Below are 12035 nucleotides of genomic sequence, written 5' to 3' on the forward strand. Positions count from 1 at the left end.
GCCGAGGCCCGCACCCGGGCCGGGCGGGCCCGCGACCGGCTGGCGGAGCTGCCCGGCGACTGACCCGTACCGGACCACCGGGCCGGATCCCCTCACCGGCACCGGAAGCCGCTGGTCGGGGCGGGGGCCGCCGAGCCGCCGGGGCCGCCGGTCCGTACGCTGGAAGCCGGTGTGAACACCTGCGCCGCGGGCGCGCGACCGTCCGGGGCCGCCGCGGGACGCGGCCGGCGGGCCCGCCGGGGAGCGGTGCGCGGCGCCCGCCGAGAGGAGCGGTGATGGCCAGGCCCGTGTGGACCGGCGTGCTGACGTTCGGCCTTGTGACCGTGCCGGTGGCGCTGTACACGGCGACGGAGAGCCACACCGTCCGCTTCCACCAGCTGGAGCGCGGCACCTCGGACCGGGTGCGCAACCGCCGGGTCAACGAGCGCACCGGCGAGGAGGTCGCCTTCGGCGACATCGTGAAGGGCTACGAGGTCGGCGACGGCGAGTACGTGGTCGTGGATCCGGAGGAGCTGGAGCAGATCTCGCCCGGCCGCTCGCGGACGATCGACGTCTCCGGCTTCGTCGACCTCGCCCGGATCGAGCCGATCTACTTCGACAAGACGTACTACCTGGGCCCGAAGGGCAGGGAGTACGGCAAGATCTACGCCCTGCTGACCAAGGCGCTGGAGCGGTCGAACCGGGCCGGGCTGGCGATGTTCTCGATGCGCGGCAAGGAGTACCTGACCGCAGTCCGGGCAGAGAACGGCCTGCTGGAGCTCCACACCATGCACTTCGCCGACGAGGTCCGGGACCCGCACCGGGAGATCGACGACCTGCCCGGCGGCGAGGAGAGGTTCAGCGGGGCCGAGCTGCGGACGGCGGAGCAGCTGATCGACACGCTGGCCGTGGACTGGGACCCGGAGGAGTACCGGGACACCTTCGAGGAGCAGGTCCGCCGGCTGATCGAGGACAAGCAGGCCGGGCGGGAGACGGTGCTCTCGGAGGGCCCGCCGGCCGAGGCCACCAATGTGGTCGACCTGATGGACGTCCTGCGGCGCAGCCTCGACGACGCCCGCGGCGGGTCCGCCGCGCGCGGGGCGGACGAATCCGCCCGGCCGGCGAAGGCACGGCGGACGCCGAAGGCCGCGGGCGGCAGGAAGAGCACCTCGGCGGCCGCGGGCCGGGGCGGTGCGGCGGCGACGCCGGAGAAGAAGCGGGTCGGCTCGTCGAAGGCGGCGGAGGACCTGTCGAAGCTGACCAAGACCGAGCTGTACAAGCGGGCGACGGAGCTCGGCATCCCGCACCGCTCGGCGATGAACCGCGACGAGCTGCAGGCGGCGGTGGAGAAGGCCGGCCGAGGGCTGCGCGCGGTGTCCTGACCCGGTGCGGGCCGGTCACGGCCGGCCGGTCCGCCCGGTCGCACCGTCCGAACGCCCGCCCGGCCGGCCGGGCCGCTCGGGCGCGCGGCCGGGCCAGGGTGCGGCGGGCTCCGGTGCCGGCTGCAGCGCGGCCGGGTCGTAGAGCACCCAGCCCCAGTCGGCCGCGCCGCAACCCCACCGGACGAGCGCGACCCAGGCGGTGCTGCCGTGGTGCCGCCGCCAGGTGGTGAGTTCGGCGGCCCGCCAGCCGCCGCCGAGCCGGATCTGCACCCAGCGCCAGCGCGGTGCGACGTCCCGGCACGGCCCGGGCCCGCTCATCATGGCCTGCGGGGCGAACACCACGTCCCCCGGCACGGTCGGCGGCCGGGCCGCGCGCGAGAACGGGACATCGGCGGTCACCCCTCCATTCTCGAACACATGTTCCCATCTGGCAACGAGCCGCCCGGCCCACTACTCTCCCGCCATGGATCGGACCCGCCCGCTGGTCCGCGACGTCCTCCCGGACCTCGCCGGCGAACTGACCGCCCTCCTGCTGGAGGAGGGCGAACTCCGGCTGGCCGCCGCCGTGCAGGCGCTCCGGCTGGTGGACGAGTGCGACTGCGGCGAGGGGTCCTGCCAGAGCATCCGCACCGCGGAGCAACCGCCGGGCCGGGCGTCCGGCCCGGGCCACCGCACGGTGCCGCTGCTCGCCGACGCGGGCCTGCTCGTCCTCGACGTGGTCGACGACCGGATCGTCTACGTCGAGGTGCTGGACCGGCCGCCGATGCGGCGCCGGCCGGCCGGGAGGTGACGGGCACCGGGACGATCGCGTAGGTTTCCGTGCTCACTGTCCGAAACGGACGGGAGCGGGTAGGAGCCCCGGCGCCCACATCCGTCCGGCAGCCAGCCGCAGGGAGGTGCCCCGCGATGACCGACGATCCGCACGGCGGGCCGCTCAGGGACCCGTCCGCCCTGGAGATGGTCTGCGACGCCGTCGGCGACGACGGAGCCCTGTGCCGGGTGACCGGCACACTCACCGCGGCCAGCCTGCTCCAGGCCGGGCAGGGCCTCGACCTGGCCCTCCGGACGGGGCGACGGCTGCTGGTGCTCGACCTCGCCCGCGTCCTGGTGTGCGACTCCGCCGCCATGGACTACCTGCTGCAGTTCGGCGAGGACGCCCGCGCCGCCGGGGTCCGGCTCCGCCTGTCGGCGGCCAGCCCCGCGGTCAGCCGCGTGCTGGACGAGACCGGGCGCCGGGCGGCGCTCTCCGTCTACGACTCGGTGGAGGAGGCCATGGCGGCCGCACCCGAGGAGGCGGCGGAGGCCCTGAACGACGGCCCGGAGCAGCCCGCGGAGCACCCCCGCCCGTGAGCGCGAACCGGCGCCCGGCGATCGGCGGCGGTCAGCCGAGCTCGCGGACCGGTGCGCCGGCCAGGTACGCCTCGATGTCCTCGACCGCCTGGGTGTAGTACGTCTCGTAGTTGCCGCGCGAGACGTAGCCGAGGTGCGGGGTGGCGAGCAGCCGGGGTGCGGTGCGCATCGGGTGGTCGGCCGGGAGCGGCTCGATGTCGAAGACGTCGACGCCCGCGCCGGCGATCCGGCCCTCGCGCAGGGCTGCGAGCAGGGCCTCCTGGTCGACGATCGCGGCCCGGGAGGTGTTCACCAGGTAGGCGGTGGACTTCATCAGGGCGAGTTCCGGTGCACCCAGCAGCCCGCGGGTCCGCTCGCCGAGCGCGAGGTGGACGGAGACCACGTCGCTGCTCGCGAGCAACTCCTCCTTGGACGGGGCCCGGGCGACGCCGACCTCGGCGGCCCGCTCCTGCGTGAGGTTCCGGCTCCAGGCGACGACGTCCATGCCGAAGGCGAGACCGACCCGGGCCACCCGGCTGCCGATCTTGCCCAGCCCGAGCAGGCCGAGCCTGCGGCCGTGCAGGTCGGCGCCGACGGTGCTCTGCCACGGGCCACCCTGCCGCAGTGCGGTGGACTCGGCGACCAGACCGCGTGCGAGGCCGAGGATCAGCGCCCAGGTGAGCTCCACCGGCGGGGTGGAGAGGCTCTGGGTACCGCAGACGGTGACGCCGAGCTCGGCGGCGGCCGCCCGGTCGATGACGGAGTTCCGCATGCCGGAGGCGACCAGCAGCCGCAGCCTCGGCAGCCGGCGCAGCAGGGAGGCCGGGAAGGGCACCCGCTCGCGCAGGGTCACCACGATGTCGAAGTCCGCGATGGCGGCGGCGAGTCCGTCCTCGTCGGCGAAGTGCTCGCGGAAGCTCACGACCTCGACCCGGTCCTCCAGCCGGGACCAGTCCGCGACCGTCGTCGCGACGCCCTGGAAGTCGTCGAGCACGGCACAGCGCAGCTGCATCCTGCAATCCTCTCGGAGTCCGCGAGGCCGTGGCGGGCCCGCTCGTCGGCGGTGACTGGTGATCATGTGCAGGCTATCCGGCCGCGGCGTCAGTCGAGGCGGATGTGCCGGACACTGGTCCAGGTCCGCCGGAGGGCGCCGCGCAGCGGACCGTCGGTGTCGGGCGCGAGTGCGAGCCCGGCGGATCCGGCGATCCGCTCCGCGACCTGAGCGACGGTCAGCCGGTCGGTCCACAGGTGCTCGGCGAACTCCTCGCCCTGCAGGCGCTCCAGGCAAAGGTCGAGCCGGGACACCGCGAAGCTCTCGCGGCGCAGCGGCGCATCCCTGCCGGCGGCGAACCGCAGGGCGTGGCCGACACCGCGGCCGCGCAGCCTGCGGAGCACGGTGGCCCGCTCCGCGAGGAGGGCGAAGTGCCGTACTTCGTGGCCGCGTCCGCGCAGTCGGCCGATGGTCTCCCGGAAGTACTGCGGGTCGACGACGGTCATCGGCACGAGGACCGTCCCGGAGTGCCGGGTGAGGGTCAGGTCGAGGACCTCGAAGACGCCCCGGCGCCAGGCCGGCAGGTCCTGGAAGTCGCCGCGCAGGGCGGGCGGCAGCATCCGGTGCAGGCCGAAGCCGAGGTGTTCCGGGTCGCAGACGACACCGCCGGGCAGCCGGCGCCGGATCTCGTACGCGGTCTGCGTCTTGCCGCCGCCGAAGGGGCCGTTGATCCACAGGAGCACGGCCCCGACCCTACGCCGCCGCCCGGACCGGCATGCCGCTCACGCGGGCCGCGGGTCGCGGTGGGCCTCGACGATCGCGGCCAGCACCTCCTGCCAGGGCGTGGGGGCCAGGTCGAAGGTCCGCTCGGCCGCGGTGGAGTCCATGACGAACGGCCGCTCCAGCTGGTAGGCGGTCTCCCGGACCGCCCGGACGGTGGGGTTCACCAGGCCGAGCAGGGCGAGCACCGCGCCGGGGATGCGGCGCACCGGCACCGGCGGCAGCCCGCCGGCGCGGGCCAGGTCCGCGACGGCCTCGCGCTGGCTGCGCGGCGGATTGCTCGGGACGTGCCAGGGCCGGCCCCAGGCGCGTTCGTCGCTGCCGACGGCCACCAGCAGTCGGGCGGCGTCGAGGGTGTACGTCCAGCTGTGCGCGGTGTCGGGGTCACCCAGGACCTGGACGCCGCGGCCGGCGAGCACCCGGGGCACGACGCGCTCGCCGAGCACGCTCTCGGCACCGGGGCCGAGGTAGTCGGAGCCGCGGATCTCGGTGGCGCGGATGCGCCCGGCCCTGTGCAGGGTCTCGGCGTCCTGCCACATCTTGGCCCGGACCCGGCCCTTGACGCTGTTGGGCGCGAGCGGGGTGTCCTCGGTCATCGGCCCGTCGACGGCGCCGTAGCCGTACAGGTTGCCGACCGTGGCGAGGACGGCTCCGGAGCTCTCGGCGGCCCGGAGCAGCGCGGCGGCGAGCGGCGGCCAGTCGGTCGCCCACCGGTGGTAGGCCGGGTTGGCGCAGTTGTAGAGGACGGCCGCGCCGGCGGCGGCTGTAGCGAGCGCATCGGCGTCGGAGGCGTCGAGGCGCAGGTGGCGCACGCCGGTCAGCGGGGCGGCGGTGCGGCCGGAGCGGGTCACCACGGTGACCTCCTCGCCGCGGTCGGCGAGCAGTCGGGCGGTGGCGGTGCCGACGGGGCCGGCGCCGACGATCAGGTGCTTGCTCACGGTGGGTCCCCCTGGGCGAGTCGGGCGAACGGTGGCGGTGCGGTGCGGTGCGAGAACAGCGTTCTCGGTCGGCTCCGAGCCTGGCGGACACGCCCGCCGCTGTCAAGAACGGCGTTCTCTCCTGCATACGCCGTTCTCGTCGGCGGGGGCCGTGCTCGATCGTTGCCGCCGTTCTCGGCGGCTGCCAGGATGGTGGCCATGCCCGCCGCCCCGAAGCCGCTCACCGCCCGTGAACGCGCCCGCATCGAGTTCACCCGGGACATCAAGGAGGCGGCCCGCCGCCAGCTCGCCGAGCACGGCCCGGACGGCCTCTCGCTGCGCGGGGTGGCCCGGGACATCGGCCTGGTCTCGGCGTCCGCGCTGTACCGGTACTTCCCCGGACGCGACGCGCTGCTCACCGCACTCATCACCGACAGCTACGACGCGCTGGGCGACGCCGCCGACGCCGCCGTCAGCGCGGCGGCGGACCGCGATCCGGCCGCACGCTGGACCGCCCTGTGCCACGCCGTACGGGACTGGGCCGTGGCGCACCCGCACGAGTACGCGCTGATCTACGGCTCCCCCGTCCCCGGCTACACCGCCCCGGCCGACACGACCGCTCCCGGCACCCGGCTGCCGTTCCTGATCGGCGCCCTGTTCGCCGAGGCCGCGGCGGCGGGCTGCTACCGTCCCGGGCCGGCGCCCGCGGCGCCGGCGGAGGCGCGGCGGGCCCTGCAGCCGCTGCTCGACCGGCTGCCCGGCGAGGTGTCCGCCGACCTGGTGATCGCGGGCGTGTCGGCCTGGACGTACCTGTGCGGCGCGGTCTCCTTCGAGGTGTTCGGCCACCGCTCGGCGATCGTCGCCGACCCGCGGGCGTACTTCGACCACGAGATCCACCGGATCGGCGCCCTGCTGGGCATCGTGCCGGCGGACGGCTGAGGCCGGTCTCAGGCGCCGGCGCGGACGATCTCCTGCCAGGTCACCGGCGGGCAGAGCCCCTGCGGGGTGCTCTTGAGGAACTGCCGGTACGGGACGTCGCGACGCCGCAGCTCCAGCCAGTGGTCCTTGCCGGAGACGAAGTCCCAGCCGTCGTTGGGCATCTTGATGAAGTCGTCGCGGTGGTCCTTCGACTGGCTGGTGATCTGCAGAACGGTGGCGTGCGAGGCGTGGCTCTGCAGGACGACGCAGTAGTGGCGCAGCACCTGGCGGCGGTCCTCGTGCAGCGGGATCTCGGCCAGCCAGACCTCGCCGGGGGCGGGCCGGCGGGTGGTGGTGCGTTGGCGGACGGGGATCCGCACCGGTCGCGGCGGCGCGACCGTCCCCCCGTGGCGGCGCCCCCACCAGCGGACGACGTAGAAGCAGACCGCGGCGGCGACGGCGGAGGCCACCGTGCCGAGGGTGGCCGCGAGCATGTGCTCGCCCGCCGCCCGGGTCGCCGGGTCGGCGAAGGACTGGCCCGCCAGGGCGGCGCGGACGGCCGCCGGCGAGGCGAGGGCGGCGGACCCCGCCGCGGCGCCGATCAGCACCGCGCGGACGAGCAGTGCGACCGGCCGGGGTCTGCCCCGGCCGCCAGCCATCCAGCCCAGCAGCAGGGCGGTGAAGCCGGAGATCGCCCAGAGCACGGCACGCTGCGGGGCCTGCAGCGGGGGCTGCGGCGTGGTCGAGGCGGCCATCACCCAGGGCAGCACCGCCGGCAGCGCGAGCAGGTACCCGGCGACGAACCAGCCGGGGAGCAGCAGCAGGACCGCGCACCCGCAGCCGCCCCCGCCCGTCCGCCCGACCCCGGGACCGCCGTAGTGCCCTGACATCGCCACCCCCCGGTGCCGCCGTTGCATTCCGGCCGACGATAGCGGGGGGCGCCGGACCTCCGGGGCCGATTGGCCGAAACGGTCGACGGACCGTCAGGCGACGAGCTGGTGGATGCCCCGGGCCGTCAGGTACAGGCCCGCCACCAGCGAAAGCGTGACGATCAGCCGCTCCTGGTGCTGTGCCAGCCAGGTCCGCAGGGCGTTCAGTCGGGCGTCCGCGGCGGCCGGCGCGCGGAGGGCGTAGACCTCCATCACGGCCAGACTGAGCGTGGCCAGCAGGCAGTAGACGGCCAGGGCGATCCAGTCGGCGAGGGAGGAGAGGTCGGCATCGACGACGACGGCCGCTCCGGCCCCGACCAGGGCCCAGGGCTGCAGCAGCCAGGCGAGGCCGGCGGCGGTGCCGAGCGAGGCCTGGTCGACCCGGGCCGTCCAGCGCGGCGGGCCGTGCGGCCGCGGCGGACGCCGGTGGCGGTACCCGCCGTAGCCCGCCAGGCCGACGCCGATGGCCAGCTCGGCGGCGTCGGCCGCGGTCGACGCGGTGCTGTGGTGGGCGGGCGGGGTCCCGCCGGTCAGCAGCAGCACGCAGACCACCACGGCGACCAGGTTGGCCAGCCAGGACAGCAGGAAGGCCAGGCCCTTGCGGGCGCCGCGCTGCGAGGAGAGCAGCAGGATGAAGGCGCTGTTGTGCAGGGGCCCGAGGGTGATGGCCGTGCCGATCACGACCAGGTCGAGCACCATCGCCTCAGCCGCTCCCGGAGGTCGCCGCCTGCCGTCGCCGGGCGGACGGGCCGGTCGGGCACGGGCGGGCGGCGCCCGGGCGGCGCCGCACCCCGACTCTCCGGTCCGCCGCGGCACCGGTCAAGCGGGCCACGCCGACGCCCCCGGAAAGCCACCGGCGGACGGGCACCTCCTACACCCCGTTCTCGGGGGCCGCAGCACCCGGCGCGCATCGTGCCGGAACATCCGCGGCCCGACCGCGCGGTACGCCACGGAGAGCAGGCGGGCCCCGGCGCTCCCTCCGACCACCCGGACGGCGGCAGGCGGCCGCTCGCCCGGTCGGGGCAGATCAGGAGGACAGACGGTCGGACGGCGGTTGCAATGGGCACGAATGACCGGGCGGATGCCGAGACCCGGTCCGGCGAGCGCCGGCGCCTCCAGGAAGGGACCCACCGTGCCCACGAGCCGTGCCCAGGATCTCTCCCCCGAGCCCGGCGGGGCGTTTCGCATCGCCCGGGACTTCGTCTTCGAGGACGCCGCGCTGGGGCGGCTGCGCTACCACCTGCTGCGGCTCACCACGGTCGGCCTCGGCCGGGACGAGGTCGAGGACGTGCGCGAGCTCGGCCGGCTGGCCTTCGACGGCGCCGACATCACCGAGTGCGCGGTGCGGATCAGGGACCGGTCCGGTGCGAGCCGCCTCGCGGTGGCCTTCGTGGACATCGTCGAACACGCGGACCAGGACGAGCGCGGCCCGGTCCTGGTGGGCGCGGTGCTCGGCGCCTACACGAGCCTCGGCAGCGTGGGCAGCGACGAGGGGACGTCCGCGGCGCTGCTGGGCGCCGTCGGCGGTGCCGTGGTGGCGGCCTCGCGCTCCTTCGTCGACCGGCGGATGCAACAGGAGGGCCTGGCGGTCTACCTCGGCGACGAGGACTGACCGCCGCCGGCCCCGGAGGGCTCCGGCTCCCCGGCGGCGGCCCGCGCGAGGGCTTCGCGGGTCGCGTACCGGCCGCCGAGCAGGAAGGCGTACTCGCCGGAGTCAACGGCGTGGGCGCGGGCCCCGGTCAGCACCACGCGGACGGCGGCCCGGGTGCCGGGTGCCGCCTCGGAGAGTTCCTCGCGGACGCCGCGCTCGCAGGCGGCGAAGAAGACCGGCAGGTCCTCCGGCCACTCCCAGTCGGCCAGCACGCCCGGCGCCACCTCGAAGACCACGCCCTCCTCGGCCGGCGCGAAGTCCAGGGTGACGTCGACGAACGGGCCGCAGCCGGTGAAGCCGTGCTTGCGGTACCGCACGGAGCGCACCGGCCGGTCCGGGAAGCGGGCGGGGTCGGTCATTGCGGCACTCTACCGGGTCCACCGGCCCGGACCTTCGTCCCGCGACAACGGGCCCAAACGCCGCATCCTCCGGCCCACCACGGGGTCTACGCTCGTAGACACATGGGGCGGGCCCACGAGCTCGGCGCAACGGCCGAACCTCGCGGGACGGACCCGTCCTTGGAGGACAAGGCCATGCAGACCCCGATCGTGGCGGACCTCACCCTGCCCCGAATCCCCCAGGCCGTCACCAGGGCCCGGCACACCATGACCGCGCTGGTGGCGGGCTGCACCGTCGCCGACGACGCCCGACTGCTGATCTCCGAAGCGGTCGCCAACGCCGTCGAGCACACCGCCGGGCCCGCCGTCCGGATCCTCATCTGCCACGACAGCCGCTCCGGTGAACTGCTCTGCCACGTCCGGGACCACTCCGGCACGGTGCCCCGGTACGAGCCGGCCGCCGCGGCCGACGAGGAGGCCGAGGGCGGCCGCGGGCTGCACCTGATCACCGCGCTCAGCGAGAGCTGGGGGTACGAGAAGGACGCCGAGGGCAAACAGCTCTGGTTCCGCCTCCTGCCGCCCGACGAGCAGATCTGAGGCCCGAGCACGGCCTCGGGCCGGGCGCACGCGAGGACAGGACGACGCCGACCGACACCGCCGCGGCCTGCCGGCTCCGGGCGACGGGCGACAGGCGACGTGCGCCGACGCGGCCGGGCTGTCGGCGACCTGATCCGCCGTCCGAAGCCTTCGGCCGCGACGAGTCGGACGGCCCGCTGCGCGAGCAGGCCACCGTCAACGCCTCCGACGCCGGTGTCCACCGCGGGTCCATCGGGACGTGCGACTGGCACGCGCCTTCGCAGCACGATGTGTACGGCGTCCGCAGCGAGTGGTGCGCGAGCACATCCGGCCGGGCACGGGTCAACTGCCGTACGGGGCGGGCCGGTCGTCGGGGAGGGGGCGTCCGGCGGCGCGAACGACGAAGGCAGGCGAGAGAACGGGCCTGACCGGGCGGGGTCGCCGGTTCAGCGGACGGCGGTCACGACGTGGGCGCGCATCGCGCCCTCGACGGGGCCGCCGAACCGCTCCTCGACCGCGTTGGTGACCACGTCGGTCGCCTCGGCGAGCGAGAGGTCGGGCCGGGACTCGATCTCGTCGCGCATCGGGGTGCCGTGGCAGAAGGCCATCGCGACGTCCGACGCGGCCCCGGCCCGGCTGCGGGCGTCGACGGTCTCGATGCGGGGCGCCTCGAAGCCGCCGGCCGCGACGTCCCGGGAGATCGTCACGTGGTCGTGGTACCCGTAGGGGACCCGACTCAGGAAGTCGGGCGGGTCCTCGGGCCGGAGCGCCGCGACCGCCGATGCGGCGGTGGCGGCGAACTCGTTGGCCGCGATGTGGTCCCACACGTTGAACAGCAGCACGCCGCCCGGGCGCAGGACCCGCCGCGCCTCCGCGAAGGCCCGCGGCCGGTCGGGGAAGAACATGGCGCCGAACTGGCAGACCACGGCGTCGAAGGAGCCGTCGGGGAACGGCAGGTCGAGGGCGTCGGCCGGCCGGAAGTCCACCGGGCGGCCGGTGCGGGAGAAGGGGACGGCGGCAGCGAACTCGATCATGGGCGCGCTCAGGTCCGTCGCGACGATCTCGGTGGACCCGGGCAGCACCGCGGCGAGCTCCCGGGTGACGGCGCCGGTGCCGGCGGCCGTCTCCAGCACCCGGGCGGGCCGGCGGGCCGACAGGCGGGCGGCGAGGTCCCGGGCGTACGGCCGGAAGAAGATCGGCACCATGTACTGCTGGTAGGTGCCGGGGATCGAGCCGTCGAAGACCATGCCGTCTGCCCTCCCGTGGTGGGCGACCGTGGGTCGGCGGGCCCGGTCGCGGCCGGACTGCCGTTCCTGCGAGTGTGGCACGCCGACGGGGCGGTGAGCAGCCGGGTCGGGGTCGCCGGGGCCTGCCGCGGGCCGGGGCCAGGCCACGGCGGCGCGGCTGCGCTCGGTCGCGATGCGCAGGGCGAAGCCGGCGAGCAGGGTGCCGGTGGCCCAGTCGTGCAGCCGCTGCGGCAGCGGGCGGCGGGCGCGGAAGCCGGCCAGGGCACCGGCGGTGAGCACGAAGGCGGCGTTGCCGAGGGTGCCGACCGTGGTCTGGGTGAGGCCGAGCACGGCGCTCTGCAGGGCGACCCGGCCCTTCTCGGGCTGGACGAACTGCGGCAGCAGGGTGATGTGGAGGACCGCGAGCTTCGGGTTGAGCAGGCAGGTGAGGGCGCCCGCGCCGAACAGCTTCAGCGGCCGCTCGTGGGGCATCCCGGCGGCCCGGAAGGGCGAGTGGGCCGCGGAGCGGAAGGCGGCCAGGCGAGCCACAGCAGGTAGCCGGCGCCGGCGAGCCTGCGGGCCGGGTAGGCGGTCGGGACGAGGGGGAAGAGGGCGGATGTCCCGGCCACGGCGGTGGTGAGGTGGACCAGGAAGCCGAGGACGACGCCGCCCGGCGAGATCAGTCCGGCACGGCGGCCCTGGCTGACGGACCGCGACACGCCGTAGGTCATGATCGGCCCGGGGGTCATCACCATGCCGAACGAGACTGCGGCGATTCCGCCGATGGCACTCGCGCTGATCACCGGCCGAGCCTGTCCCGGGCCGCCGTTCACCTGTTCGACCACCCCTCCGGCCCGATGCCGATCCGATATCCCGCGACCATTGTTCGACATTGTCGAATGACGTAGCGTCTTCACGAACGGGCTGCCCCCGCGCCCGGCGCGCGAAGACGACCGCACGCCCGGGCCCCGGCGGCCCCCGGGCCGCCTCCCCTGCCCGCGGCCCGCGCACCACCTGCG

At 75.6% G+C, this 12035-nt stretch carries 15 protein-coding genes; 6 read left to right on the forward strand and 9 right to left on the reverse strand.

Annotated elements, in window-relative coordinates:
- The first annotated feature begins 275 nt into the window (after window positions 1–275).
- A complete protein-coding gene (locus KSNIM_RS03075; RefSeq protein ID WP_263101651.1) occupies window positions 276–1361 on the forward strand; it encodes a Ku protein in 1086 nt (361 codons plus the stop codon).
- 15 nt (window positions 1362–1376) lie between these two features.
- Here the strand turns inward: KSNIM_RS03075 and KSNIM_RS03080 are convergent, their stop codons facing one another.
- A complete protein-coding gene (locus KSNIM_RS03080) occupies window positions 1377–1760 on the reverse strand; it encodes a hypothetical protein (RefSeq protein WP_263101652.1) in 384 nt (127 codons plus the stop codon).
- 64 nt (window positions 1761–1824) lie between these two features.
- Here KSNIM_RS03080 and KSNIM_RS03085 point away from each other — a divergent pair, with 64 nt between their 5' ends.
- Window positions 1825–2151, forward strand: a complete 327-nt coding sequence (locus tag KSNIM_RS03085) for a hypothetical protein (RefSeq protein WP_263101653.1) — start codon at window positions 1825–1827, stop codon at window positions 2149–2151.
- A gap of 116 nt (window positions 2152–2267) precedes the next feature.
- Window positions 2268–2711 (forward strand): STAS domain-containing protein, encoded by a 444-nt coding sequence (locus KSNIM_RS03090; protein WP_263101654.1) that lies wholly within the window; start codon window positions 2268–2270, stop codon window positions 2709–2711.
- A 31-nt stretch (window positions 2712–2742) separates the two neighbouring features.
- Here the strand turns inward: KSNIM_RS03090 and KSNIM_RS03095 are convergent, their stop codons facing one another.
- From KSNIM_RS03095 to KSNIM_RS03105, 3 genes are all read right to left on the reverse strand, one after another.
- Window positions 2743–3702, reverse strand: a complete 960-nt coding sequence (locus tag KSNIM_RS03095; RefSeq protein WP_263101655.1) for a D-2-hydroxyacid dehydrogenase family protein — start codon at window positions 3700–3702, stop codon at window positions 2743–2745.
- Between the two features lie 89 nt (window positions 3703–3791).
- Window positions 3792–4424, reverse strand: a complete 633-nt coding sequence (locus KSNIM_RS03100; RefSeq protein ID WP_263101656.1) for an ATP-binding protein — start codon at window positions 4422–4424, stop codon at window positions 3792–3794.
- 39 nt (window positions 4425–4463) lie between these two features.
- The gene (locus KSNIM_RS03105) at window positions 4464–5399 is read right to left on the reverse strand and encodes an NAD-dependent epimerase/dehydratase family protein (protein ID WP_263101657.1); all 936 of its coding nucleotides are present in this window, start codon (window positions 5397–5399) and stop codon (window positions 4464–4466) included.
- Between the two features lie 198 nt (window positions 5400–5597).
- Here KSNIM_RS03105 and KSNIM_RS03110 point away from each other — a divergent pair, with 198 nt between their 5' ends.
- On the forward strand, window positions 5598–6317 hold the full coding sequence (locus KSNIM_RS03110) for a TetR/AcrR family transcriptional regulator (RefSeq protein ID WP_263101658.1): 720 nt from the start codon (window positions 5598–5600) through the stop codon (window positions 6315–6317).
- 8 nt (window positions 6318–6325) lie between these two features.
- Here the strand turns inward: KSNIM_RS03110 and KSNIM_RS03115 are convergent, their stop codons facing one another.
- Both KSNIM_RS03115 and KSNIM_RS03120 read right to left on the reverse strand, forming a co-directional pair.
- Window positions 6326–7186, reverse strand: coding sequence for a hypothetical protein (locus KSNIM_RS03115; protein WP_263101659.1), 861 nt, complete (start codon window positions 7184–7186; stop codon window positions 6326–6328).
- Between the two features lie 93 nt (window positions 7187–7279).
- Entirely contained in the window at window positions 7280–7924 is a 645-nt protein-coding gene (locus KSNIM_RS03120) for a GAP family protein (RefSeq protein ID WP_263101660.1), read from the reverse strand.
- Between the two features lie 433 nt (window positions 7925–8357).
- On the opposite strand from KSNIM_RS03120, the gene KSNIM_RS03125 reads away from it, so the two are divergent.
- Window positions 8358–8837: a hypothetical protein gene (locus KSNIM_RS03125; protein WP_263101661.1), complete on the forward strand. Its 480-nt coding sequence runs from the start codon at window positions 8358–8360 to the stop codon at window positions 8835–8837.
- On the opposite strand, the gene KSNIM_RS03130 is transcribed toward KSNIM_RS03125, so the two are convergent.
- Complete coding sequence (locus KSNIM_RS03130; RefSeq protein ID WP_263101662.1) at window positions 8816–9235, reverse strand: hypothetical protein; 420 nt, start codon at window positions 9233–9235, stop codon at window positions 8816–8818. The genes KSNIM_RS03125 and KSNIM_RS03130 overlap by 22 nt on opposite strands.
- 174 nt (window positions 9236–9409) lie before the next feature.
- Here KSNIM_RS03130 and KSNIM_RS03135 point away from each other — a divergent pair, with 174 nt between their 5' ends.
- On the forward strand, window positions 9410–9811 hold the full coding sequence (locus tag KSNIM_RS03135) for an ATP-binding protein (RefSeq protein WP_263101663.1): 402 nt from the start codon (window positions 9410–9412) through the stop codon (window positions 9809–9811).
- A 425-nt stretch (window positions 9812–10236) separates the two neighbouring features.
- Here the strand turns inward: KSNIM_RS03135 and KSNIM_RS03140 are convergent, their stop codons facing one another.
- Entirely contained in the window at window positions 10237–11565 is a 1329-nt protein-coding gene (locus KSNIM_RS03140) for a methyltransferase domain-containing protein (protein WP_263101664.1), read from the reverse strand.
- Window positions 11487–11819 (reverse strand): LysE family translocator, encoded by a 333-nt coding sequence (locus KSNIM_RS03145; protein ID WP_263101665.1) that lies wholly within the window; start codon window positions 11817–11819, stop codon window positions 11487–11489. Before KSNIM_RS03145 ends, KSNIM_RS03140 begins: the two co-directional genes overlap by 79 nt.
- Window positions 11820–12035: the final 216 nt, after the last annotated feature.

This window comes from Kitasatospora sp. DSM 101779, from assembly GCF_025655475.1.
Classification (GTDB): domain Bacteria; phylum Actinomycetota; class Actinomycetes; order Streptomycetales; family Streptomycetaceae; genus Kitasatospora.

Coding starts and splice junctions, on each gene's coding strand:
- KSNIM_RS03075 (WP_263101651.1), top strand. CDS start 276: ATGGCCAGGCCCGTGTGGACCGGCGTGCTGACGTTCGGCCTTGTGACC.
- KSNIM_RS03085 (WP_263101653.1), top strand. CDS start 1,825: ATGGATCGGACCCGCCCGCTGGTCCGCGACGTCCTCCCGGACCTCGCC.
- KSNIM_RS03090 (WP_263101654.1), top strand. CDS start 2,268: ATGACCGACGATCCGCACGGCGGGCCGCTCAGGGACCCGTCCGCCCTG.
- KSNIM_RS03095 (WP_263101655.1), bottom strand. CDS start 3,702: ATGCAGCTGCGCTGTGCCGTGCTCGACGACTTCCAGGGCGTCGCGACG.
- KSNIM_RS03110 (WP_263101658.1), top strand. CDS start 5,598: ATGCCCGCCGCCCCGAAGCCGCTCACCGCCCGTGAACGCGCCCGCATC.
- KSNIM_RS03115 (WP_263101659.1), bottom strand. CDS start 7,186: ATGTCAGGGCACTACGGCGGTCCCGGGGTCGGGCGGACGGGCGGGGGC.
- KSNIM_RS03120 (WP_263101660.1), bottom strand. CDS start 7,924: ATGGTGCTCGACCTGGTCGTGATCGGCACGGCCATCACCCTCGGGCCC.
- KSNIM_RS03130 (WP_263101662.1), bottom strand. CDS start 9,235: ATGACCGACCCCGCCCGCTTCCCGGACCGGCCGGTGCGCTCCGTGCGG.
- KSNIM_RS03135 (WP_263101663.1), top strand. CDS start 9,410: ATGCAGACCCCGATCGTGGCGGACCTCACCCTGCCCCGAATCCCCCAG.